Here is a 23,753-nt window from a genome sequence, read left to right on the forward strand (position 1 = left end):
AATTTATTTCTTAACTGCTTTACCTTTACCGCGTAGGGTTTCGGTTAACCCTTTCAGGAAGTATCTCACAAGCTGATCGCCACAGTTACGATAGTTTTTATGTCCAGGCTTACGGAATACTGCGCTTAATTCGGGCTTAGAAACACGGAAGTCTGCAAGTTCATAGATCTTTAGAATATCCACATCTTTTAATTCAAAAGCAACACGCAGTTTTTTTAGGATAATGTTATTTGTCATGCGCTTTTCAACTTCAGGTGCTGGGAAGTTTTCATCTTTTCCACGACGATAAAAAATTAGACCATTTAAAAAATGCCCCATTGCATTGTCGTCACATTCGACAAACTCAGGTTCATCGTCTTTTTTCAGCCAGCTATTTACTAACTCTTTTGTAACTGTGAAATCAGCCAATTTCATGATTTCAACAACATGTGCATCACTTAGGTCCAGCATGTAACGTACACTTCGTAAAACAAAATTATTTTGCATTGTATTGATTATCCACTCTATTTTTAATTCTAAATCAACCTCAATGATGGATATCAATGCTGTGATCTAAAAATATTCAATAATTAAAAAAATACACTCTACCTTTGGGTAGAGTGTATTCTATATAAATAGTTTATTGCACTAACTTATTTGTTAGCAAAAACATTATTTACTATTTCAATCGCTTCTTTTTCAATTAATTCACGATGCTCAGGGCCTCGGAAGCTTTCGCAGTAAATCTTATATGCTTCTTCAGTGCCAGAAGGACGAGCCGCAAACCAACCGTAATCAGTCATCACTTTTAAGCCACCAATAGATGCGCCATTACCTGATGCATGTGTTAAACGTGCAGTAATCGGATCGCCTGCTAATGTGCTTGCAGTCACCATTTCAGGTGATAAGCGTGACAACAGCGCTTTTTGCTCATGAGTTGCTGATGCTTGAATACGATTATAGCTTGGTGAACCAAAGCGTTGTGCTAATTCGTTGTAATGCTCTTGCGGATCTTTGCCTGTTACCGCTTTCATTTCAGCAGCTAACAGACATAAAATGATGCCGTCTTTATCGGTTGACCATGGTTTGCCATTAAAGCGTAAGAAAGATGCCCCTGCACTTTCCTCACCACCAAAGCCAAACTCACCACTAAATAAACCTTGAACAAACCATTTGAAGCCAACTGGTACTTCTACAAGTTCACGACCTAAATCTGCTACAACACGGTCAATCATTGCACTTGAAACCAGTGTTTTACCCACTTTTACATCTTTAGCCCATTGTGGGCGATGACGGAAAAGATAGTTAATTGCAGCCGCTAAATAGTGGTTAGGATTCATTAAACCAGATGGAGTCACAATACCATGACGATCGTAATCAGGATCGTTAGCAAAAGCTAAATCGAATTTATCACGCAATTGTAATAGTCCTTCCATTGCCCAAGGTGATGAACAGTCCATACGAATAACGCCATCATGATCCAAGGTCATAAAACGGAAGGTCTGATCAACTTGATCGTTAACTAATTCAAGATCAAGGCCATAATACTCACCGATGCATTTCCAGTATTCGATACCAGAGCCACCTAACGGATCAACACCCAATTTTAAGCCTGCTTTCTTAATTGCTTCCATATCGACAACGTCACCTAACGCTTTGACATAAGGCATAATTAAGTCTTGAGCTTGAATATAACCACTTGCTAATGCTTCATCATAAGAAAGACGTTTGATGCCCGCTAAATTGTTTTCAAGCAGTTCATTGGCACGTTTCTCAATAACTGAAGTTAAATCTGTATCAGCAGGACCACCATTTGATGGATTATATTTAATACCACCATCTTCAGGCGGATTGTGAGATGGAGTGATCACGATACCATCAGCAATATCTTGATGTGCTTCGTTGTATGTCAAAATAGAAAAAGAGACTGCCGGTGTTGGTGTATAGCCATTATTTTCTTGAATAATCACTTTAACTTTATTGGCAGCTAGTACTTCTAAAACAGAAATAAATGCAGGTTCTGACAGTCCATGAGTATCTTTACCCACGTAACATGGCCCTGTTACTCCATTTTTAGCACGTACTTCAGCAATAGCTTGTGCAATTGCCAAAATATGTGCTTCATTGAAGCTATGGCGATTTGCACTTCCGCGATGACCAGATGTACCAAATTTCACACGATGAGCGTTATTGCTAGCTTGTGGTTTAAGTGAATAATATTGAGACGTTAATTGCGCCACATTAATCAGATCACTTTGACGAGTATGCTGCCCTGCTCTTGGATGAATTGCCACAAATCTTCTCCTATTTGACATCACAATCACGCTTTAAACAAAAGCCTTTGCAATGCATCAATTAACAATAGTGGTTAGATAGTTCCACACACCTTATCAATCTCATTGGCAGGAAATTGCATATCCTGCATGATGCTTTGTACCATCGTTCTCTTACGCTCTGTATTCGAGTTAGTGATAACCCAAAACGGCGTGCCTGAAATATGGCGCGGTTTTGTATGACGTCCACTATCGAGTAGTGTTTGTTCATCACCAGCAAAATAGATACGTGTTCGTCCATGTACTGTTTCTGCAGATTGAGTAAAAGTAGCGCTATCTAGGCTATATAACGTAGAAAGGATCTGTAAAAAGCGATCAACTGATTTTGTTTTTTCTGCATAACTGTCAGATAACAGCAGCTCTCGCATTTCACGGATCGGATTTTTTGCTGGTGTAATCGATTTAGGTTCAGCTTCCTGTTTAATAACAGGTGATTGTACTGACTCAGTGACAACGACTGGTTGTGCGGGCTGTTTGGCATCGAGCTTCAGTAGACGCCTTAAAATATCTGAAGCGCTTTCACCGATATGTCTAGTTTCGCTAGCAATATAGCGGTAAAGTTCGTCATCAATTTCTATCTTTTTCATTGCTACCCAGTACTGTTTTCAAAAAAAAGTAATTAGGATTATAAGATATAATCTTTAAAAACAAAATAGGTAAAATTTCAATAACTTAAAGAGGATTTATTCAAGATCCTACCGTTTTAAAGGCTAAGCTCGGTATTTATCCTATTGTTTATCTCGGTATCATCTTCTATTCTTTGAACTTATTCGCACAAAGTCAGCTTTAAATTCCGCTATATCACACCACCCCAGCCCCCAAATAATATAAAATTCTAATTATTTATTTTTGAGTAATGTCAAGATTTCAAGTTTTTAAATAAATTTAGAATATATATCTATATAATGGTGTTTTTATGGTTTTTTATAACCTTCCATTATCAATTATTTCTGAACTTCATCACTCTTTCATATTATTACGACAAGTTGGCTTAGCACCTTGTGCATGTCATCATAGAAGAAAATCGCAATTATTTTGGTCATTAACATGAAACTCAATACATTATTAAATTATCAATTACACCAACCTGAAACGACACCTGCATCCAATTTACCTATCGTCTTGATCCACGGCCTTTTTGGTGATCTGAATAATTTAGGCGTTTTAGGTCGCGCACTTCGCCAAGATAATACCGTGATACAAATCGATGTGCGTAATCATGGGCATTCTCCTCACAGTGAAAGTATGAATTATCAAGATATGGCGCAAGATGTGCTCACATTACTTGATAGTTTAAATGTCTCAAAAGCCATTATTATTGGTCACTCAATGGGAGGCAAAATTGCGATGGCGATGACAGCATTAGCCCCTGAGCGAATCGCCAATATTGTTGTGATTGATATGTCACCTGTTGCTTATAACGTTCGTCGCCATGATAAAATTTTTGCTGCACTTGAAGCCGTCACAAAAGCTCAAGTTACACGCCGTCAAGATGCGGTGGAAATCATGCGTCCTTTTATTGAAGAAGAAGGTGTGATCCAATTTTTACTAAAATCATTCAAAAATGGTGAGTGGCTATTTAATTTACCTGCAATAAAAAATGCCTATTCAGACATTATTGGCTGGCAAGAGGTGCCTACTTGGCATCATCCTGTATTATTTATTCGAGGCGGTTTATCACCTTATATCTTAGATGAATATCGTGAAAATATAGCTCGCCAATTTCCTCTCGCGACCGCTTTTGTTGTTGCAAACACTGGACATTGGGTTCATTCAGAAAAACCAGATACCGTTATTAAGGCAATTCGCCGCTTTTTAGAGAAATCTTAGTTAATAAACTTAACGACTTAAAATATTGCCACTGAAAAAATGATAATTTAGTAGAATGTATAATTATTGTACTTAAAAACAGTATCTGTTGATAAAAAGACCAAATCACAATAGGTTAAAGTCAGGAAGCAGTGGCGAGACATCACTATGTGGGGTATTATTGGGCGTTTCGCAATTTAGTCATTGGTATACGCCCTTTCACAGCAAAATTTATGGCAAAAGAACAAACTGATCGCACCACACTGGATTTGTTCGCAGATGAACGCAGACCTGGGCGACCCAAAACAAACCCGCTTTCTCGGGATGAACAGCTTAGAATTAATAAACGTAATCAATTAAGACGTGACAGAGTTAATGGCTTACGTCGAGTTGAGTTAAAATTAAATGAAGATGCTGTAAATGCTCTCAATGAGTTGGCGACAGAAAGAAACGTCAGTCGTAGTGAGCTTATTGAAGAAATATTACTTGAGCAATTGGCGCAAAATCACGCCTTAAAAATGCATCAAAACAAGAATAGCTAGCAGATAAACCACACAAATTCGACAGAATTAGCCTGCTATTTTCGTCAAAATACATTTTTAGTTTTCTACTATGAAAACACAATGCTTATCTTTCACTAGTAATTGTTCAAACACAGACAAATATACTCTAAATATTTTGAAGTGTAGCTAGGCGACAAGTGAATGAGTCACTAGAAACATGCAAGTAGTATGTGACTAGTGAAAATATACGTAGTCAATAACGCTACAATTTGAAATATAACGAATTTAGAATAAAAGAGGTTATCTCACTTTATGGCAATCATAGGAATATTCTTCGGCAGTGATACTGGCAACACTGAAAATATTGCCAAAATGCTTCAAGAAAGACTGGGCGCTGATAATGCCGAAGTTCATGATATTGCAAAATCCAGTCAAGAAGACATCGAAGCGTTCGATATTCTGTTACTGGGTATTCCTACTTGGTATTATGGTGAAGCACAATGTGATTGGGATGATTTTTTCCCAACACTAGAAGATATTGATTTCAATGGTAAGCTTGTTGCACTCTTTGGTTGTGGTGACCAAGAGGATTACGCAGAATATTTCTGTGATGCAATGGGGACTATCCGCGATATTATTGAGCCTCGTGGTGCTGTTATCGTAGGTCATTGGCCAACAGAAGGTTATCATTTCGAAGCCTCTAAAGGGCTTGCAGATGATAATCATTTTATCGGTCTTGCCATTGATGAAGACCGCCAACCAGAATTAACCGAAGAGCGTGTTGACGCTTGGGTTGCTCAAATCAAAGAAGAAATGAGCCTAGACGAAATTCTGGGATAAAATAAATACTCAATATTGAGAATGATAATTATTCAATGGTGTGCTAAGATAGTGTGATAGGTAGGGGTGTTTATTTTTAAATATCATGCCTATAATCAATGAGGTTATTTATTCACCCGAGCATTAATGAATAAAACCTATTTGTGAGCACAAAAATTAAATTCACCATTAGCAACAGGATTAAATCCGCATGACCGACAATAATAAAGCGTTAAAAAATGCTGGGTTAAAAGTTACACTTCCTCGCTTAAAGATCTTGGAAGTGCTCCAGGATCCTGAGTGCCATCATGTCAGTGCAGAAGATCTCTACAAAAAACTCATCGATATCGGTGAAGAGATTGGTCTGGCAACAGTGTATCGCGTCTTAAACCAATTTGATGATGCTGGTATTGTTACCCGACATAATTTTGAAGGTGGTAAATCAGTATTTGAATTAACTCAACAACACCATCATGACCATTTAATTTGTCTTGATTGTGGTAAAGTTATCGAGTTTACAGACGATGCAATTGAATTACGCCAAAGAAACATCGCTGAACGTCATGGTATCAAGCTTTCCAATCATAGCCTTTATTTATATGGCCACTGCGCTGAAGGCAATTGTAAAGAAGATAGCCACGCACATGATGAGAAATAATTCATTCTGGATAATCTCTCAGTAAAAAAAAGGAACTGTTCACAGTTCCTTTTTTATTGCCTAAAATCCGAGGATAACTCTACTTAGCCACACTGATACTGTGTTTAATATGTTTTAAATGAACCACAATAGTAAATGTAACAATAACCAATAGTGACCAAGAGCCCCATTTCCCTGCATGTACGGCAGACCAAGCACCAATTTGGTTAGGATATTGCCAAACACCAAAAAATGTACCGAAATTCTCAGCAAGCCAAATAAAGAAACCTATCAGAACAAAAGCAAGTAATAAGGGCATTTTTCGCTCTGTATCATAAGGCGTAAAATAAACCACACTACGGGCATAAAGACCTAAAATAAAGGCAGTTAAATACCAGCGATAATCACCAATAAAGTGATGAGAAAAGAAATTAATATAAATCGCAAGTGCAACTAATGTTGCCAGCCAATAAGGCGGATAATTATCTATTCGGACTTTTAAAAAACGCCATGCTTGAATTAAATAACTTCCTACCGCGGAATACATAAATCCGGTAAATAAAGGAACTTCCCACAATTTCGTGTAAGCAAAATCAGGGTATTTCCATGAACCAATTGCCGCTGATGTTTTAAATAACTCCATCACAAAACCAACAATATGGAAAAAGCAGATCGCTTTTAATTCATCCCATGTTTCTAACTTTCCCCACACCATCCATAATTGAAAAGCGATAGCGAGAATAAGAAGCACATCATAACGAGGTATCCCAAAGACACCTTTACTTGGCGTTGCAAATAAAATAAAAAAGAAAAACCCGGCAAATAAACAAGAACGCGCCTCTTTTACACCAAAAAAAAGAAATTCAACAATAAATCGTTTTATACCTTTAAAGGGCTTCAATGGTGGTTCTAATAAAAAATCGTCCAATAGCTTTAACATGCTTCTTCCTGAAAACTCGCATTATCAAACAGCATTCAATGCAGAATAATAAATAAGGGGGAGATAAAATGAATGGCAAGAAATTTGCCATAGAATAAAAAAACCTACAAGGACGAAAAAGAAAGGAATGAAAAAATAAAGGTATTTACCCCCCACTACGATACCCACTCTGACTGCCTTTACTTAGGGTAAATACCTTACGCAAATTCTGCGAAATAACTGAAGCTCTGGAGATAAACATAACCCACTCACATTTATCTCAGACGACATGACGACTTTACTTCATTACTTTTACTACATACTGCGATTTTAAAACGACTCTTTACTACTTTTTACTTCAACTCTTTTATTTCTACTTCTCTACTTCTTACTACTGCTGACAACTTCACTTTATTAACAAGGCTTATTTATAAAGCTCTTTTTAATTACCGCATCCCTACCTTTCTACTACTTATTTTTACTTATCGTAATCGTATTTAGCTTTTTTAGTTTTATTCAGGATAAAGTGCAATTAATACACTTTATCCTTATGCTGATATTAGAAAATAGTGAATGGCATTATCACGTTAAACTTAACGTCTTTTTCATCTTGGAAAATATTACCAAAACCGCCTTCATAACTAGGAATGTCAGAGTGGTTATCATAACGGGTATAGTGAAGTTTAAAGAGAGTGCCTTTAGCGCGACCTTCTTGAACTGTATACATAATATCCGCATTCCATGCACTCTCTCTGATACGCTGACCTTGGTCATAAATGGCTTTACCACTTGGCTTAGCATCCCATGCGTAAACATAAGAAGTACCCACCGCCCAGCCAGACAGATCCCAGTTTTTCAGATCATACATCACGCCAGCATAGAGTGCTTTTTCTCCATTGGCGTTAAAGTCAGAACGGCCATCCCACCAAACATCAAGACGACCATTAGAGGTTGCCCAGCCCGGAGTCATACGTTGTAAGAAATAACCTTGATTACCTTCAGCTTTAACCCACGTTCCTTCTACTTTGAAGTCAAATACATTGTAGGTATAACCCAAAGTCAGTGCTTGTAACCATGCCAGCCCATCATAAACGTCATTAACACCACCACCGGTAACTTTATCTTTAGCGCCGTAGAATTGGTAAGACGTTCTTAATGCATTGTCAGCAATTGGGAAATCATAAGAAACTTTACCAAAATACTGATCGATATAACCATCCGCCTGACCAAATGCAGCTTCTAATACTAGGCTGTTTTTAAAATCATATTTGGCGCCGAAAGAGTGAAGATAGCTGATATTCGTTTCTAGATCAGCTTTACGGAAATTGTACATATTACGGTACCATGGTGCTTTGTATTCATCTGTCCACATATAGGAGAAAGATAATTCACCACTTTTATCGAAATCAAAGACAGCACCCGCTTCAGCTCCGCGGTAAGTTCCCGGTAAGAAACTCCAGTGTGGACGCAATAAGCTTTGGCCTTTAGGTTGAATATATCCACCTTGAGCCCAGAAGTTGCCTAATTTGAATTTCGCAGCCGCTTTATAAACGCTCATGCCACTGCGATCGCCAGTCCATTTTTCATCCCAGCGACTTTTTGCATCACTAAAACCGATTTCGTTAGGTGCTGCAGGACCACTGTTATTCAATTCAGCCGCACCAAAGGCTGCTAAATCAATACCAATAAAATCACCAAGGTAACCTGATGAAAAATCTAGATTAGCATTGAAAGTAGAATGGTGTAAGTTAGCTTTGTATTTGCCGTAATCAGGGCTATTTGGTGTTAACTCTTTTCTATCACGGTCACGTTGCCAATAAAAAAGACCGCCTGTTAAGGTTGAGTCATCAATAAACCCTTCAGCATGAGACATTTTTGCAGGTAGTGCAGTTACAAGCAATGCGCCCATAACGGCAAGTGCCACCCTGCCTGGTTTAGCATGTTGCATAACCATAGCATTGTTTCCTCTTTGACTTTGACTAAAAAAGAAATAAGCACAACGCCTATTTCCAAATATAAAACCCCAAGTGGGGAAAAAACCTAAATTAGGTTAGAAACAGCATATTTTTCGCGACGCGAATTATCAACCCAAAAAAAAGAATTTTTATCAAAATATGACAAAGGGCACATAACTAAATGATCGTTTCATTTTCTTACTTTTATAAGGATTGATTAAAAATGAATATAATTGATTGATTTAATTATATTTTACAAATCAATCTTTAAATGATATAAGATTTCGTTTTTATAGAAAGGAATAATAAGTAGTATTTATAAATAATCTTTTTTAACGATGTAAAATATGAGGTATGAATCACATTTTTCTTATTACAGGCTTATTTAGCGTGATGATCTGAAAAAACAAAAGAATAAAGCGATAGTGAATAAACTATTTCAAACGAAACAAATAGAAATTTATCACCTAAAAAAGAGAAAACGAGAGACTAATTAAAGTAAGAATAGTAAATATTTAATATCAATAGATGAAAAATCAGTCAAGATAAGCGGTAAAACAGATAAAAAAATGCTCGATAAATAATTACCGAGCATTTTATTCATTAAGATACTAATGTGACTTAAAGCACGTCAAATTAACCTTGTTGAGAAATCTTCGCCCAAGTGTCACGTAAGCCCACAGTACGGTTAAACACAAGTTTATCCGCTGTTGAAAGTTTATCAGCACAGAAGTAGCCTTCACGTTCAAACTGATACGCTTTCTCGATAGCCGCATCTTTTAAGCTACGTTCAACAAAACCTTCACGAATAACTAATGATTCAGGGTTAATTGTTGATAAGAAATCATCTTCTGCTGCTGGGTTTGGTACGCTAAACAGACGGTCATAAAGGCGGATTTCAGCAGGAATGGCATGTGGAATGCTTACCCAGTGAATAACGCCTTTTACTTTACGTCCATCAGCAGGATCTTTATTTAAAGTCTCTGCATCATAGGTACAATAAATGGCCGTAATTTCGCCTTGTTCGTCTTTTTCAACACGTTCCGCTTTAATAACATAAGCATTACGTAAACGTACTTCTTTACCTAGCACCAGACGTTTATATTGACGATTTGCTTCTTCTTTGAAGTCAGCGCGATCAATATAGATTTCACGGCTAAATGGTACTTCACGCGTTCCCATTTCTGGTTTATTCGGGTGATTTGGTGCAACAAGAATTTCTTCGCCTTCTGGCATATTTTCAATCACTAAACGAACAGGATCGATAACTGCCATTGCGCGTGGTGCATTTTCGTTTAAGTCATCACGAATACAAGATTCCAGAGCTGCCATTTCAACGTTGTTTTCTTGTTTCGTCACACCAATACGTAGACAAAATTCACGGATAGATTCTGCGGTATAACCACGGCGACGTAAGCCTGAAATTGTTGGCATACGAGGATCGTCCCAACCATCCACAATGTTTTCTGTCACAAGCTGATTCAGCTTACGTTTTGACATCACTGTGTACTCAAGGTTAAGGCGTGAGAATTCATATTGACGAGGATGACAAGGGATAGTGATATTATCCAGCACCCAATCATATAAACGGCGGTTATCTTGGAATTCTAAAGTACATAAAGAATGTGTGATATTTTCCAGTGCATCAGAGATACAGTGGGTAAAATCATACATTGGATAAATGCACCATTTGTTTCCAGTTTGGTGGTGTTCAGCGAATTTAATACGATAAAGCACAGGATCACGCATAACAATAAAGGGTGATGCCATATCAATTTTCGCACGCAAACACGCTTTACCTTCTTCAAAGCCACCAGCACGCATTTTTTCAAACAGAGCTAAGTTCTCTTCTACGCTACGTGAGCGATAAGGGCTGTTTTTACCTGGCTCTTTTAATGTACCGCGGTATTCACGAATTTCTTCAGCACTTAACTCATCAACGTAAGCTAAGCCTTTATTAATCAGCTCAATCGCATATTGATAAAGTTGATCAAAATAATCTGAGGAGTAATGAATGCTACCTTCCCATTGGAAACCTAACCACTGAACATCTTTTTGAATTGAGTTGATGTACTCAATATCTTCTTTTACTGGATTGGTATCATCAAAACGTAGATTACATTTTCCCTGATAATCTTTAGCAATACCAAAATTCAGGCAAATTGATTTCGCATGGCCGATATGAAGATAGCCATTAGGTTCAGGTGGGAAACGCGTTTGAACGCTATTATGTTTCCCAGTAGCCAGATCTTCGTCAATAATTTGACGAATAAAGTTCGTTGGGCGGGCATCTGCCTCATTCATGGTCATTTTTTCCTCAAAGCAAAACGCATAATTAACCCACTATAATCCAATAAGCAGGTTTCATAAATACCTTAGCTAAATACACCCCTGAGATATTTATCAAAATAGAGATAAAAAAACGGGAAGTTCGAAAGACTCCCCGTTTTATCGTCTTATTTAACCATCTCTTTATAGAGGATTAAATATCTAGATAGAATTTATTTTAACACGTTGTAGATAACCGTTTTATTTCCTACCACAACACCGGCAACTTGTTCAGCAATCTTATCAAAATCATCGATATTGCTAACAATGATAGGACTTATCATCGATTTGGCATTAGCGTTCAGATATTCAAGATCTAATTCTAAGATAGGTTGACCGACTTTAACATCTGCACCTTCTTCAACTAAACGCTTGAAGCCTTTGCCACCTAACGCAACGGTATCAATTCCCATGTGCACAATGATTTCGACGCCATTGTCAGTCTCGATACAAAATGCATGGTTTGTATCAAAAATCTTAACAACAGTACCTGTCGCAGGCGCCATCACGATATTAGAGGTTGGTTTGATTGCTATACCATCCCCAACAACACCACTAGAGAACGCTTCATCTGGTACATCTTTCAATGCCACAACTTCACCATCAAAAGGCGCAATCATTTCAAGTAACACTTTTGCATTAGCATTAGCTTGTTTTACCGGTGTTTTTTCAGTAGACACAGTTGAAGCAGATGTACCTTCATAAGCGGCAACTGGGCCTTGTGTTAATACATCACGCATAGCGTTAGCGATTAATTCAGCTCGTGTACCCACAATCACTTGAACACTTTGTTTGTTTAAGCGAATAACACCTGATGCACCTAAACGTTTTGCATAGGCATCATTAACAACTGTGGCATCTTTTACATTTAAGCGTAAACGGGTAATACAAGCATCAATACCAGTTAAGTTATCAGAACCACCGATAGCCGCAATATATTGACGAGCTTCTTGTTGAATACCTTCTTTACTATTTGCTGGCGCTGTTTTGATATCTTCATCATAACCATCAGCTGTTTCATCACCAATCACATCATCTTCACGACCCGGAGTTTTCAAGTTGAATTTGGTGATAGTGAAACGGAAAATACCGTAATAGATAAAGAAGAAAACAATACCTTGAACAATCAGCATGTACCAATGAACAGCAAGTGGGTTACGTGAAGATAAGAACATATCCACTAAACCTGCACTAAAGCCGAATCCTGAAATCCACTCCATGCTTGCAGCTATATAAACAGAAATCGCCATTAAGAATGCGTGAATAACATAGAGCACAGGTGCCACGAACATAAAGGAGAATTCAAGCGGTTCAGTAATACCTGTGAAGAAGGCAGCAAATGCACCTGCAATCATGATACCAGCAACTTTTGCTTTGTTCTCTTTACGAGCACAGTGATAGATCGCAAGAGCCGCCCCCGGTAAACCAAACATCATTACTGGGAAGAAACCAGCTTGATAACGACCGGTTACACCCACAGTTGCTAAGCCAGAATCGATAGCTTGCTGACCTGCTAGGAAGTTAGGAATATCGTTAATGCCTGCAACGTCAAACCAGAATACAGAGTTCAACGCATGATGTAGACCGACTGGAATTAATAAACGGTTAAAGAATGCGTAGATACCCGCACCTAATGCCCCCATATCTTTAATGCTTTCACCGAAACTGACTAATCCGCCATAAATCACAGGCCAGATATACATCAGAATAAAGGCGACGATGATCATTAAAAATGAGGTTAGAATAGGAACTAAACGACGGCCACTAAAGAATGACAGTGCGCGAGGCAGTTCAACGCTACTAAAGCGATTATAAAGCTCGGCAGAAAGTACACCAACCAAGATCCCAACAAACTGGTTATTTATTTTACCAAAAGCAACTGGAACCTCTTCTAAAGGCAGGCCTTTGATCATTGACACTGCTGCTGGAGAGCAAAGCGTTGTCACGACTAAAAACCCTACAAATCCTGTTAAAGCGGCAGCTCCGTCTTTGTCTTTCGACATACCATAAGCAACACCAATAGCAAACAAGACTGACATATTGTCGATGATGGCAGCACCAGATTTGATAAGTAAGGCAGCAAGCGCGTTATCGCCACCCCAGCCTACTGGGTCAATCCAGTAGCCAATCCCCATCAGAATTGCTGCTGCAGGTAATGTAGCAACAGGCACCATTAGTGCCCGTCCTATCTTCTGCAGATAACTTAAAATATTCACAAACTCCCCCTTGGATAGCCCCTATGCGGGATCTTATTCATACTCATTCATATTTTATAATAAATTGATGAGCTAATTATTTAATTCCATTTTTAGTCTAAAAAAATTATTTCGTATCGCAAATTAATTAGTCATAATTTGTGATTAGAGTCACTAATATCGTATAATTTTTAGCTGAAATGCTGGCTAAGTCAGAAAGCTTATTTTATGATTAAAAATATCTTTTGGCGGGACATTTCGATCATCAGCTAAAAATGAAAAGAAATTCGTGTTATAGATGAGCCACTGATAATCACACGATGAAATAACACGTTACTGAGTTATCAGATTTGTCTTTTTTCTATGAGGTTACTATGAGGTTAATCCCCCTATCCACGGCAAAACAAGTTGGTAAGTGGTCTGCAAATTACATCGTTGAGAAAATCAACGCGTTTAATCCAACTGCAGAGCGCCCTTTCGTACTTGGTTTACCGACTGGTGGTACGCCATTGGCGACATATAAAGAGTTAATTGAATTACATCGTGCAGGAAAAGTCAGCTTCCAACACGTTGTGACGTTCAATATGGATGAATATGTTGGCATTCCATCAGATCATTCACAAAGTTATCGTACTTTTATGTACGAAAACTTCTTTAATCATATTGATATTAAAGATGAAAATATCAATTTATTAAATGGTAATGCTGAAGATCCACAAGCAGAATGCGAACGCTATGAAGCTAAAATCAAGTCTTATGGCAAAATTAATCTGTTTATGGGCGGTGTAGGTAACGACGGTCACATTGCATTTAATGAACCTGCGTCATCACTCTCTTCACGCACTCGAATGAAAACGCTAACTGAAGATACACGCTTAGCAAATTCACGTTTCTTCGACAATAATGTTAATCATGTTCCTAAATATGCACTGACTGTTGGTGTAGGCACATTATTAGATGCTGAAGAATTAATGATTTTGGCAACCGGTTTTAATAAAGCGCAAGCAGTACATGCAGCAACAGAAGGCGCTGTTAACCATTTATGGACGATTTCCTGTGTTCAACTTCACCCTAAAGCAATTTTAGTGTGTGATGATCCTGCAACAATGGAATTACGTGTAAAAACATTGCGTTACTTCCAACAGATTGAAGCGCAAGAGTGTCAGAAATACCAAGACTAAGTTTAGTAAAATAAGTACCTACTGATTAAGTAGCGGAAAAGGCTAAGCTCTCTTACTTATCAGCCAGAATTTGCTGGCTGATATCGGCTTTTTAGATTGACTTCCCTTATCAGGAGACAAAGGTATGTTCGCCTTAACAAATGCTGTTATTTATACAGGTTACGACCGTTTAGAAAACCACGCCATTATTATTAACGGCTCCTGTATTGAGCAGGTTTGCCCACAGGATCAACTGCCAAAAGATATCACTATTCGTGATATGAAAGGTGCAATTGTCTCTCCCGGTTTTATTGATTTACAGGTAAATGGTTGTGGTGGTGTGCAATTTAATGACACGCCTGAAAATGTCACTGTTGAAACGTTAGAAATTATGCAAAAAGCGAATGAACGCTTAGGTTGCACTAGCTATTTGCCAACGTTAATTACCTGTTCTGATGAATTGATGAAAATAGGCATTGAAGCAACGCGTGCTTATATGAAGAAACATGAAAATAAAGTATTGGGATTACATTTAGAAGGCCCATATATCAATGTGATTAAAAAAGGGACTCATGATCCACAATTTATTCGTCAACCGAGTGCTCAGATGATTAGCTATTTGTGCGATAACGCTGATGTCATCGCCAAAATCACCCTTGCACCAGAAATGGTTGATGAAAAGTATGTTCGTCAATTAATCAAAGCAGGTATCATTGTTTCTGCGGGTCATTCTAATTCAACTTATGAAGAAGCACGTAAAGGATTCCGTAATGGAATCTCATTATCGACCCACCTTTACAACGCAATGCCTTATATTACAGGCAGAGGCCCAGGGCTTGTAGGTGCCATTTATGATACACCTGAAGTTTATGCTGGTATCATTGCTGATGGTTTACATGTTTCATGGGCAAATATTCGTAACAGTAAGCGTTTGAAAGGTGAAAAATTACTTTTAGTCACAGACGCAACTGCGCCAGCGGGGCTTGATCCTAGCAAAAATGAGATGGATAGCTTCGTTTTTGCTGGTAAAACCATATATTATCGTAATGGCCTTTGTGTCGATGCAGATGGTACATTAAGCGGATCATCACTAACCATGATTGGTGCAATTAAAAATAGCGTGATCCATGTAGGTATTCCATTAGATGAAACATTGCGGATGGCAACACTGTATCCTGCTCGTGCAATTGGAATGGAAAAAGAATTGGGAACAATTGAAGCTGGAAAAATTGCTAACCTCGCTTCTTTTGATAAGGACTTCAACCTTTGTACAACGTTTGTCAATGGTATTGAAATAACTGAATAACTAATGGATGTATATGCTGATGAGTCATAACAACACTGAAACGCAAATTGGCAATATCGATCTTGTTAAACAACTTAACAGTGCGATTGTGTATCGGCTGATTGATCAACACGGGCCAATTTCCCGTATTCAAATAGCCGAACAAAGCCAACTAGCGCCAGCCAGTGTGACTAAAATTACTCGTCAGTTGCTTGAACGAGGCTTAATTAAAGAAGTTGATCAACAAGCATCAACTGGTGGACGTCGCGCAATTTCTATTATTGTTGAACACCGCAATTTTAATACCGTCAGTGTGCGATTAGGGCGTAATGATGCCACTGTTGCTCTTTATGATCTAAGTGGAAAAGTCATCATTGAGCAACACTACCCTTTAGAGCAAAGTACTCAAAATGAAGTTGAAGCTCTACTTATCAATGCAATTGATGATTTTATTAAACAAAATCAGCGTCGTATTCGTGAGCTTATTTCAATTTCTGTGATCTTACCCGGTCTTGTTGATCCAAATAAAGGCATTGTTCGTTATATGCCTCATATGAAAGTGGATAATTGGGCCTTGGTGAATAGCTTAGAAAAACGTTTTAGTCTGCCTTGCTATGCTGGGCATGATATTCGTAGCCTTGCACTAGCTGAAAACTATTTTGGTGCTACAAGAGATTGTGAAGACTCATTACTAGTCCGGATCCATCGTGGTGCAGGTGCTGGTGTTATTATTAATAATAAAATTCTGCTCAATCAACGTGGTAACTTAGGCGAGATTGGTCATATTCAAATCGATCCTCTAGGTGAGCGTTGCCATTGTGGTAACTTTGGTTGTTTAGAAACGATTGCATCCAATACAGCTATCGAAGCCAAAGTACGCTATCAATTAGAGCAAGGCTATCCAAGCCAGTATTTATCACCAACACAGTGCCAAATCCAAGATATTTGTCGAGCCGCGGTTAAAAATGACCCGCTAGCAGTCGAAACCATCAAACAAGTGGGTTTACACTTAGGTAAAGCTATTGCGATTGCCATTAACCTATTTAACCCACAAAAAGTAGTTTTAGCGGGTGAATTGACTGAAGCAGCTGAAGTTTTACTTCCCTCAATTCAAAGTTGCATTAATACACAAGTATTAAAAGAATTCAGAGAAGAGCTTCCTGTCGTCACATCTGAGCTTGACCATCGTTCTGCCATAGGGGCTTTTGCCTTGACTAAACGTGCGATGCTTAACGGAGAATTGCTTCAACAGCTGTTAGAAAAGTAATTTATCGTTGATAAATTATACTTTTTACGTTGAATGTGTACTTTTCTGATCTTCATTGTAAAATAAGTCTAAAATTCAATCAGTAATATTCAAAGAAAAAGAAATGTAGCGTGAGTTTTTCACCTCATTTCTTTTTTTATACCCATTGTTCTCCATCTTTTCCCTCTTTGACTTAATATCATTTCTCTTACTGCTTTGTTTTTTCTTTTTATTCACACTCTATCTAGCCTTATTCTTTGAGATATTTTTCATCAACAAGGTTGTTTTTTGGATCTTTTTTCGACAAAATGATTAACCATCGAGCAAACGGACACGTTTCTCGAAAATTAATGCAAAAAGCAGTTGACGGATTTGTCTGTAATACGCATAATGCGCCCCGCAACGCCGACGAAGGTTATGCAAAAAAAGATGGCTATGTAGCTCAGCTGGTTAGAGCACAACACTCATAATGTTGGGGTCACAGGTTCGAATCCCGTCATAGCCACCATCTTTTTGCGGGAGTGGCGAAATTGGTAGACGCACCAGATTTAGGTTCTGGCGCCGCAAGGTGTGCGAGTTCAAGTCTCGCCTCCCGCACCATTTTAACCTCGTCAAGAATTTATCAGTTGGGATATCGCCAAGCGGTAAGGCACCAGGTTTTGATCCTGGCATTCCCAGGTTCGAATCCTGGTATCCCAGCCATATTTCTGATAAATAAGTGTGTTGACAATTGAATTAGCGGATGGGGTATCGCCAAGCGGTAAGGCACCAGGTTTTGATCCTGGCATTCCCAGGTTCGAATCCTGGTACCCCAGCCATCTTTCAAAAGAAAGATAGCTAGATTCAATACGGCTATGTAGCTCAGCTGGTTAGAGCACAACACTCATAATGTTGGGGTCACAGGTTCGAATCCCGTCATAGCCACCATTTTTTGGGATATCGCCAAGCGGTAAGGCACCAGGTTTTGATCCTGGCATTCCCAGGTTCGAATCCTGGTATCCCAGCCATATTTTGAAAGAGAGACTCGCTGAGCGAGTCTTTTTTTCTCCAAGTTGTTGCGGGAGTGGCGAAATTGGTAGACGCACCAGATTTAGGTTCTGGCGCCGCAAGGTGTGCGAGTTCAAGTCTCGCCTCCCGCACCATTGATTACTAACGTGTTTATCACGAATCAACAGATAAGACTCGCATAGCGGGTCTTTTTTGTTTCTGTCTCTAGCGTTTTCCCTATCTGCTATCTAAATATCATTTCTTCTACATCTTTTTTTATCCTCCTGATCTCAAAGACCAATAAGCTCCACACCAACATTTTTATTTATTCTCATCATTCCACACATTATTGCTCCCTCTGTACATATACCGCCCTAAATACTATACTCCCCTATAGTATATTTAAGGATTATGTATGCCACACTCACCAGCAGAAAAAAAAGCCGCGTTAACTCGTGTAAGAAAAATTAAAGGGCAACTTCTTGCATTAGAAACTGCCCTTGAAAATGAAAACGAATGCGGTCAGGTATTACAACAAATTGCTGCCATCAGAGGTGCTATCAACGGCCTGATGGCTGGTGTGCTCGAAAGTCATTTACGTGAAGGTCTTATGGATGCCGTCGCTTCTCCTGAAGATCAAAAAAATTCCGTTGATGATGCCATTTCACTTATCCGCACTTACCTGCGTTAATAACAAAAAAGGATACACCATGAAATCTCGTGCTGCGGTCGCATTTGGACCAGGAGAACCTTTAAAAATCGTTGAAGTTGATGTGATGCCACCAAAAGCAGGTGAAGTACTCATAAAAATCAGCCACACGGGCGTTTGCCATACAGACGCTTTTACGCTTTCTGGTGATGATCCTGAAGGTGTATTCCCTGCTATTCTTGGTCATGAAGGCGCAGGTGTGGTTGTCGAAGTCGGTGAAGGTGTCACCAGTGTTAAACCGGGCGATCACGTTATTCCTCTGTACACAGCTGAATGTGGCGAATGCTTATTTTGTAAATCAGGCAAAACAAACTTATGTGTTGCAGTCAGAGCAACGCAAGGTAAAGGTTTAATGCCAGATGGGACAACACGTTTTTCTTACAACGGACAGCCTATTTATCACTATATGGGATGCTCTACTTTTAGCGAATACACTGTGGTGGCTGAAGTTTCTTTGGCAAAAATCAATCCAGAAGCCAATCACGAAGAAGTTTGCTTATTAGGCTGTGGTGTAACAACAGGTATTGGCGCGGTTCACAATACAGCAAAAGTGCAAGAAGGTGACTCTGTAGCTGTGTTTGGTTTAGGCGGTATTGGTCTTGCCGTTCTTCAAGGTGCAAGACAAGCCAAAGCTGGTCGTATTTTTGCTATCGATACAAATCCTGAAAAATTTGCTTTAGCACGCCAATTTGGTGCAACTGACTGCTTAAATCCTAACGACTACGACAAGCCTATTCAGCAAGTACTTGTTGAAATGACACAATGGGGTGTTGACCATACTTTTGAATGTATTGGTAACGTTAATGTCATGAGAGCTGCATTAGAAAGTGCGCATCGCGGTTGGGGTCAATCCATTATTATTGGTGTAGCCGGTGCAGGACAAGAGATCTCAACCCGTCCATTCCAATTAGTTACTGGACGCTCATGGAAAGGTACTGCTTTTGGCGGTGTTAAAGGACGTAGTCAATTACCTGGTATGGTTGAGGATGCAATGAAAGGTAATATCGAACTTAAGCCTTTTGTTACCCATAAACTGCCATTAGAAAAAATTAATGAAGCTTTTGATTTAATGCACGAAGGTAAATCAATCCGAACTGTTATTCATTTCGATTAACCATTCTCAAACCTATGTCTCATAGGTTTGTCTTTGTTTTTAAAGGAGTCAAAATGGAAAGGATTGAACGTCACGCCTGTTTTGGTGGTTGGCAAGAAGTTTATCAACATACATCAAAGACGTTAAATTGTGAGATGAAATTTGCCATCTATCTTCCTCCTATGGAAGAAGCGCAAAAATACCCTGTTTTATATTGGTTATCAGGCTTAACCTGCAACGAGCAAAATTTTATTACTAAATCAGGTGCTCAACAATTTGCAGCACAACACGGCATTGTTTTAGTGGTACCTGATACTAGTCCTCGCGGTGAAAATGTCGCTGATGATAATGCTTATGATTTAGGGCAAGGCGCTGGTTTTTACCTTAATGCAACACAATCGCCGTGGAATGCTCATTACAATATGTATGACTACATTGTTGATGAACTTCCTGCACTAATAGAAACACATTTTCCAGTGACTCATCGATGTGCTATTAGTGGACATTCAATGGGTGGACATGGTGCATTAACGATTGCATTGCGAAATTCTACACGCTACAGCAGTGTGTCAGCGTTTTCTCCTATTGTGGCACCATCAGTTGTTCCTTGGGGTAAAAAAGCGTTTAGCGCTTATTTAGGTGATGATACGACACAGTGGCAACAATATGATGCGGTTGAATTAATTAACCAAGCAGAAAGTGTGTTACCTATGCGTGTTGATGTCGGACTTGATGATCCTTTCTATCAAGAGCAACTGAAGCCTGAATTATTTGCACAAGCTTGCGATACAAAACAGTTCCCTTATCAACTGAATTTACATCAAGGGTACGATCACAGTTACTATTTTGTGGCAAGTTTTATTGGCGAGCATATTGCTTTTCATGCCAAGCATTTAAAAGCGTAATAATTATGCGATGATCTTATTGTTGATATCCAACTCAGATCATCGCATTTCTAATTATTTAATACCTAACGCATAACGCAATGCTGCTTCTTTCGCTTTTCCTGCATGTTGAGCTGCTAAAAGGCCGATATTTCTAACGACTTTTAAACCCGGTAGTTGGTGACTAAAGGCGTGATAAAATACGTCCATACCCGCTTGCATAACTAAATTATCAGGCATACGACGACGCTGGTATTTTTTCAATAACGCCATTGAATCCCAAGGCTCGAAATGTTTTTTAGCCTCAGCCACTAAGTCCAAGAAACAATCCACATCACGATAACCTAAGTTAACGCCCTGTCCTGCTAATGGATTAATGGTGTGAGCCGCATCTCCCAACAAAACAATCCCTTTATCAACATAACGACTTGCATGCTGACGTGTTAATGGAAATGAACCTGCAGCAATAGGTGTCGCTTTGCCTAATCGCTCAGGGAAAGCGTGTTGAATTTCTTTTTCTAACTGCACCATCGACATGTTTTGCAGTTTTCTAATTCTGTCAGGCGAATCATACCAAACCAAACAAGCCCAATTATCAAAAAGCGGTAAATAAGCACGAGGACCTGAAGGGTAAAAGCGTTGCCATGTACCCTTTTCAGGAGGTAATTCTGTTTTCACCGTGATCAGCATACAAGATTGGCGATATTGCCAGCCATTGCTACCAATACCCGCAAATTGGCGCACTTGAGAATTGGCACCATCTGCACCTACCACTAAATTTGTAGTGACTTCACGACCATCAGAAAGCGTTACTTTCCATTTATCATCCAAATAAGTCATTTTACTTAGACTATTTGGACATAATAAAGTGATATTGCTATAACGTTCAGCCTCTTGCCAAAGAGCTAATTGCAAAATTCGGTTTTCAACCATATACCCTAATTCAGGTAAACCTAAGCTTTTAGCATCAAAAATCACATGGGCATTTTCTTCTTCCCATGTTTCTAAGGTAAGATAAGGCGCAGAACGCATAGCTAAAACATGTTGCCATGCACCTAATTGTTTTAATAGACTAACGGACGCGCAACTAATCGCAGAAATACGGATATCAGGATGAGATGACGCATCAAAAGGTGCTGGAGACTGTCGTTCAATCATTGCAACACGCAATCCTTCTTGCGCCAGCCCAATTGCAACAGCAGCGCCAATCATCCCGCCACCAGCGATGATTGCATCAAAATCGTTTTTTACATTACTTATCATTGTTATGCCATAACTCATTACTTTAAATAATAGGTAAGCGCTGTTTCAGTTTATTTCTATTAAACTAAACGCCATAGAGAATTAGCGCCGACTTGCTCTAGTCACTGACCACACAAATGACTACAATAACCGCCTTATTGGCTTATTACACGCAACGTTTTCCAATGATTAGCTATTGTCTCACTGAAAATACCGGATTTACACAATGTCGACGATAAAAAAACTGTACATTAAAACTTGGGGCTGTCAGATGAATGAGTACGATTCATCCAAAATGGCAGACCTACTCGAAAGCACCCACGGTTATCAGTTAACCGATGTCGCCGAAGATGCGGACATTCTACTGCTAAATACCTGTTCTATCCGTGAGAAAGCACAAGAAAAAGTCTTTCATCAGTTAGGACGTTGGAAATATTTTAAAGATAATAAACCCGATATTATCATTGGCGTCGGCGGTTGTGTTGCTTCTCAAGAAGGTGAATACATCCGTCAACGTGCGCAGTGTGTCGATATTATCTTCGGACCACAGACTTTACACCGTTTGCCTGAAATGATTAATCAGGTTAAAGGCACTAAAAGCCCTGTTGTCGATATCAGCTTCCCTGAAATCGAAAAATTTGATCGTTTACCAGAACCTCGTGCTGAAGGCCCTTCTGCTTTCGTTTCCATCATGGAAGGCTGTAACAAATACTGCTCTTTCTGCGTAGTTCCTTACACTCGTGGTGAAGAAGTTAGCCGTCCTTGTGATGATGTGTTATTTGAAATTGCTCAATTAGCGGCACAAGGTGTGCGCGAAGTAAACTTGTTAGGTCAAAACGTTAACGCCTATCGTGGTGCCACTTTTGATGGTCAAATCTGTAGTTTTGCTGAATTAATTCGCTTAGTTGCCGCAATTGATGGTATTGACCGCGTTCGCTTTACTACCAGCCACCCTATCGAATTTACTGACGATATTGTTGCCGTTTATGAAGATACACCTGAATTAGTCAGCTATTTACACTTACCAGTGCAAAGTGGTTCTGACCGCATTCTAACATTAATGAAGCGTAACCATACTGCACTTGAATATAAGAGCATTATTCGCAAACTACGCAAAGCACGTCCTGATATTCTGATAAGTTCAGACTTTATCATTGGTTTCCCGGGTGAAACTCAAGACGACTTTGAAAAAACCATGCAATTAATTGCGGATGTTAATTTCGATATGAGCTTTAGTTTCATCTATTCAGCACGTCCAGGCACACCAGCTGCAGATTTACCTGATGATGTCAGTGAAGATGAGAAGAAACAGCGTTTATATCTGCTACAACAGCGCATCAATCAGCAAGCGATGAATTTTAGCCGTGCAATGTTAAATACTGTACAGCGTATTCTGGTAGAAGGGCCTTCACGTAAAAATGTGATGGAGCTTTCTGGCCGTACTGAGAACAACCGTGTGGTTAACTTTGAAGGTACACCGGATATGATTGGTAAATTCGTTGATGTTGAGATTGTTGACGTTTATGCCAACTCACTACGTGGTAAAGTCGTTAGAACGGAAGATCAAATGGATTTACGTATTCACGAATCTCCAGAATCCGTTATTGCACGTACACGTAAAGAAGATGAATTAGGGGTGGGTGTTTACCAACCTTAATTGATCAGATTTA

Annotated in this window: 19 protein-coding genes and 7 tRNA genes; 18 read left to right on the forward strand and 8 right to left on the reverse strand. The window is 39.0% G+C overall.

The window, feature by feature from the left end; translation table 11 throughout:
• Positions 1 to 3: 3 nt before the first annotated feature.
• The 3 genes from GWJ01_RS14470 to seqA form a co-directional block, all read right to left on the reverse strand.
• Positions 4 to 486 (reverse strand): DUF1456 family protein, encoded by a 483-nt coding sequence (locus GWJ01_RS14470; protein WP_109393437.1) that lies wholly within the window; start codon positions 484 to 486, stop codon positions 4 to 6.
• 146 nt (positions 487 to 632) lie between these two features.
• Complete coding sequence (gene pgm / locus GWJ01_RS14475) at positions 633 to 2,273, reverse strand: phosphoglucomutase (alpha-D-glucose-1,6-bisphosphate-dependent) (RefSeq protein WP_109402223.1); 1,641 nt, start codon at positions 2,271 to 2,273, stop codon at positions 633 to 635.
• Positions 2,274 to 2,347: 74 nt separating this feature from the next.
• Positions 2,348 to 2,899 (reverse strand): replication initiation negative regulator SeqA, encoded by a 552-nt coding sequence (gene seqA, locus GWJ01_RS14480; protein ID WP_109402222.1) that lies wholly within the window; start codon positions 2,897 to 2,899, stop codon positions 2,348 to 2,350.
• 460 nt (positions 2,900 to 3,359) lie between these two features.
• Here seqA and ybfF point away from each other — a divergent pair, with 460 nt between their 5' ends.
• The 4 genes from ybfF to fur all read left to right on the forward strand — a co-directional run bounded on the left by ybfF (position 3,360) and on the right by fur (position 6,101).
• Positions 3,360 to 4,142, forward strand: coding sequence for an esterase (ybfF, locus tag GWJ01_RS14485; RefSeq protein WP_109402221.1), 783 nt, complete (start codon positions 3,360 to 3,362; stop codon positions 4,140 to 4,142).
• A gap of 212 nt (positions 4,143 to 4,354) precedes the next feature.
• Positions 4,355 to 4,663: a LexA regulated protein gene (gene ybfE, locus GWJ01_RS14490; RefSeq protein WP_036912278.1), complete on the forward strand. Its 309-nt coding sequence runs from the start codon at positions 4,355 to 4,357 to the stop codon at positions 4,661 to 4,663.
• A 273-nt stretch (positions 4,664 to 4,936) separates the two neighbouring features.
• Positions 4,937 to 5,464, forward strand: a complete 528-nt coding sequence (fldA, locus tag GWJ01_RS14495) for a flavodoxin FldA (protein ID WP_004244384.1) — start codon at positions 4,937 to 4,939, stop codon at positions 5,462 to 5,464.
• A gap of 190 nt (positions 5,465 to 5,654) precedes the next feature.
• Positions 5,655 to 6,101: a ferric iron uptake transcriptional regulator gene (gene fur / locus GWJ01_RS14500; protein WP_023581171.1), complete on the forward strand. Its 447-nt coding sequence runs from the start codon at positions 5,655 to 5,657 to the stop codon at positions 6,099 to 6,101.
• A 79-nt stretch (positions 6,102 to 6,180) separates the two neighbouring features.
• Here the strand turns inward: fur and GWJ01_RS14505 are convergent, their stop codons facing one another.
• The 4 genes from GWJ01_RS14505 to nagE form a co-directional block, all read right to left on the reverse strand.
• Positions 6,181 to 7,020 (reverse strand): DUF817 domain-containing protein, encoded by an 840-nt coding sequence (locus GWJ01_RS14505; RefSeq protein ID WP_109402220.1) that lies wholly within the window; start codon positions 7,018 to 7,020, stop codon positions 6,181 to 6,183.
• A gap of 538 nt (positions 7,021 to 7,558) precedes the next feature.
• Complete coding sequence (gene chiP / locus GWJ01_RS14510; protein WP_109402219.1) at positions 7,559 to 8,953, reverse strand: chitoporin ChiP; 1,395 nt, start codon at positions 8,951 to 8,953, stop codon at positions 7,559 to 7,561.
• Positions 8,954 to 9,590: 637 nt separating this feature from the next.
• A complete protein-coding gene (glnS, locus tag GWJ01_RS14515) occupies positions 9,591 to 11,258 on the reverse strand; it encodes a glutamine--tRNA ligase (RefSeq protein WP_109393432.1) in 1,668 nt (555 codons plus the stop codon).
• A gap of 197 nt (positions 11,259 to 11,455) precedes the next feature.
• Complete coding sequence (gene nagE, locus GWJ01_RS14520; RefSeq protein WP_109402217.1) at positions 11,456 to 13,498, reverse strand: N-acetylglucosamine-specific PTS transporter subunit IIBC; 2,043 nt, start codon at positions 13,496 to 13,498, stop codon at positions 11,456 to 11,458.
• 353 nt (positions 13,499 to 13,851) lie between these two features.
• Here nagE and nagB point away from each other — a divergent pair, with 353 nt between their 5' ends.
• The 13 genes from nagB (at position 13,852) to fghA (ending at position 20,862) form a co-directional block, all read left to right on the forward strand.
• On the forward strand, positions 13,852 to 14,658 hold the full coding sequence (nagB, locus tag GWJ01_RS14525) for a glucosamine-6-phosphate deaminase (protein ID WP_075671607.1): 807 nt from the start codon (positions 13,852 to 13,854) through the stop codon (positions 14,656 to 14,658).
• A 124-nt stretch (positions 14,659 to 14,782) separates the two neighbouring features.
• Positions 14,783 to 15,943: an N-acetylglucosamine-6-phosphate deacetylase gene (gene nagA / locus GWJ01_RS14530; RefSeq protein WP_109393430.1), complete on the forward strand. Its 1,161-nt coding sequence runs from the start codon at positions 14,783 to 14,785 to the stop codon at positions 15,941 to 15,943.
• Between the two features lie 13 nt (positions 15,944 to 15,956).
• A complete protein-coding gene (gene nagC / locus GWJ01_RS14535) occupies positions 15,957 to 17,189 on the forward strand; it encodes a DNA-binding transcriptional regulator NagC (protein ID WP_088493435.1) in 1,233 nt (410 codons plus the stop codon).
• 410 nt (positions 17,190 to 17,599) lie between these two features.
• Positions 17,600 to 17,676, forward strand: a tRNA-Met gene (locus tag GWJ01_RS14540).
• Between the two features lie 7 nt (positions 17,677 to 17,683).
• A tRNA-Leu gene (locus tag GWJ01_RS14545) sits at positions 17,684 to 17,768 on the forward strand.
• Between the two features lie 27 nt (positions 17,769 to 17,795).
• Positions 17,796 to 17,870: transfer RNA gene (locus GWJ01_RS14550), tRNA-Gln, on the forward strand.
• Between the two features lie 41 nt (positions 17,871 to 17,911).
• Positions 17,912 to 17,986, forward strand: a tRNA-Gln gene (locus GWJ01_RS14555).
• A 32-nt stretch (positions 17,987 to 18,018) separates the two neighbouring features.
• Positions 18,019 to 18,095: transfer RNA gene (locus GWJ01_RS14560), tRNA-Met, on the forward strand.
• Between the two features lie 5 nt (positions 18,096 to 18,100).
• A tRNA-Gln gene (locus GWJ01_RS14565) sits at positions 18,101 to 18,175 on the forward strand.
• A 50-nt stretch (positions 18,176 to 18,225) separates the two neighbouring features.
• Positions 18,226 to 18,310: transfer RNA gene (locus tag GWJ01_RS14570), tRNA-Leu, on the forward strand.
• A 260-nt stretch (positions 18,311 to 18,570) separates the two neighbouring features.
• Entirely contained in the window at positions 18,571 to 18,846 is a 276-nt protein-coding gene (locus GWJ01_RS14575; RefSeq protein WP_036938507.1) for a metal-sensing transcriptional repressor, read from the forward strand.
• 19 nt (positions 18,847 to 18,865) lie between these two features.
• Entirely contained in the window at positions 18,866 to 19,978 is a 1,113-nt protein-coding gene (locus GWJ01_RS14580; protein ID WP_100159431.1) for an S-(hydroxymethyl)glutathione dehydrogenase/class III alcohol dehydrogenase, read from the forward strand.
• 53 nt (positions 19,979 to 20,031) lie between these two features.
• Entirely contained in the window at positions 20,032 to 20,862 is an 831-nt protein-coding gene (gene fghA / locus GWJ01_RS14585) for an S-formylglutathione hydrolase (protein ID WP_109402215.1), read from the forward strand.
• Between the two features lie 54 nt (positions 20,863 to 20,916).
• On the opposite strand, the gene ubiF is transcribed toward fghA, so the two are convergent.
• A complete protein-coding gene (gene ubiF, locus GWJ01_RS14590) occupies positions 20,917 to 22,104 on the reverse strand; it encodes a 3-demethoxyubiquinol 3-hydroxylase (RefSeq protein ID WP_161711239.1) in 1,188 nt (395 codons plus the stop codon).
• 205 nt (positions 22,105 to 22,309) lie between these two features.
• Between ubiF and miaB the strand changes: the two genes are divergently transcribed.
• The gene (gene miaB, locus GWJ01_RS14595) at positions 22,310 to 23,740 is read left to right on the forward strand and encodes a tRNA (N6-isopentenyl adenosine(37)-C2)-methylthiotransferase MiaB (RefSeq protein ID WP_109393427.1); all 1,431 of its coding nucleotides are present in this window, start codon (positions 22,310 to 22,312) and stop codon (positions 23,738 to 23,740) included.
• Positions 23,741 to 23,753 lie beyond the last annotated feature (13 nt).

Source organism: Proteus sp. G2618 (assembly GCF_009915995.1).
Classification (GTDB): domain Bacteria; phylum Pseudomonadota; class Gammaproteobacteria; order Enterobacterales; family Enterobacteriaceae; genus Proteus; species Proteus terrae.

Excerpts from the sequence above, each read along its gene's own strand:
- GWJ01_RS14470 (WP_109393437.1), bottom strand. The coding sequence starts at position 486 with ATGCAAAATAATTTTGTTTTACGAAGTGTACGTTACATGCTGGACCTA.
- seqA (WP_109402222.1), bottom strand. The coding sequence starts at position 2,899 with ATGAAAAAGATAGAAATTGATGACGAACTTTACCGCTATATTGCTAGC.
- ybfF (WP_109402221.1), top strand. The coding sequence starts at position 3,360 with ATGAAACTCAATACATTATTAAATTATCAATTACACCAACCTGAAACG.
- ybfE (WP_036912278.1), top strand. The coding sequence starts at position 4,355 with ATGGCAAAAGAACAAACTGATCGCACCACACTGGATTTGTTCGCAGAT.
- fldA (WP_004244384.1), top strand. The coding sequence starts at position 4,937 with ATGGCAATCATAGGAATATTCTTCGGCAGTGATACTGGCAACACTGAA.
- fur (WP_023581171.1), top strand. The coding sequence starts at position 5,655 with ATGACCGACAATAATAAAGCGTTAAAAAATGCTGGGTTAAAAGTTACA.
- GWJ01_RS14505 (WP_109402220.1), bottom strand. The coding sequence starts at position 7,020 with ATGTTAAAGCTATTGGACGATTTTTTATTAGAACCACCATTGAAGCCC.
- chiP (WP_109402219.1), bottom strand. The coding sequence starts at position 8,953 with ATGGTTATGCAACATGCTAAACCAGGCAGGGTGGCACTTGCCGTTATG.
- glnS (WP_109393432.1), bottom strand. The coding sequence starts at position 11,258 with ATGAATGAGGCAGATGCCCGCCCAACGAACTTTATTCGTCAAATTATT.
- nagB (WP_075671607.1), top strand. The coding sequence starts at position 13,852 with ATGAGGTTAATCCCCCTATCCACGGCAAAACAAGTTGGTAAGTGGTCT.
- nagA (WP_109393430.1), top strand. The coding sequence starts at position 14,783 with ATGTTCGCCTTAACAAATGCTGTTATTTATACAGGTTACGACCGTTTA.
- nagC (WP_088493435.1), top strand. The coding sequence starts at position 15,957 with ATGCTGATGAGTCATAACAACACTGAAACGCAAATTGGCAATATCGAT.
- GWJ01_RS14575 (WP_036938507.1), top strand. The coding sequence starts at position 18,571 with ATGCCACACTCACCAGCAGAAAAAAAAGCCGCGTTAACTCGTGTAAGA.
- GWJ01_RS14580 (WP_100159431.1), top strand. The coding sequence starts at position 18,866 with ATGAAATCTCGTGCTGCGGTCGCATTTGGACCAGGAGAACCTTTAAAA.
- fghA (WP_109402215.1), top strand. The coding sequence starts at position 20,032 with ATGGAAAGGATTGAACGTCACGCCTGTTTTGGTGGTTGGCAAGAAGTT.
- ubiF (WP_161711239.1), bottom strand. The coding sequence starts at position 22,104 with ATGATAAGTAATGTAAAAAACGATTTTGATGCAATCATCGCTGGTGGC.
- miaB (WP_109393427.1), top strand. The coding sequence starts at position 22,310 with ATGTCGACGATAAAAAAACTGTACATTAAAACTTGGGGCTGTCAGATG.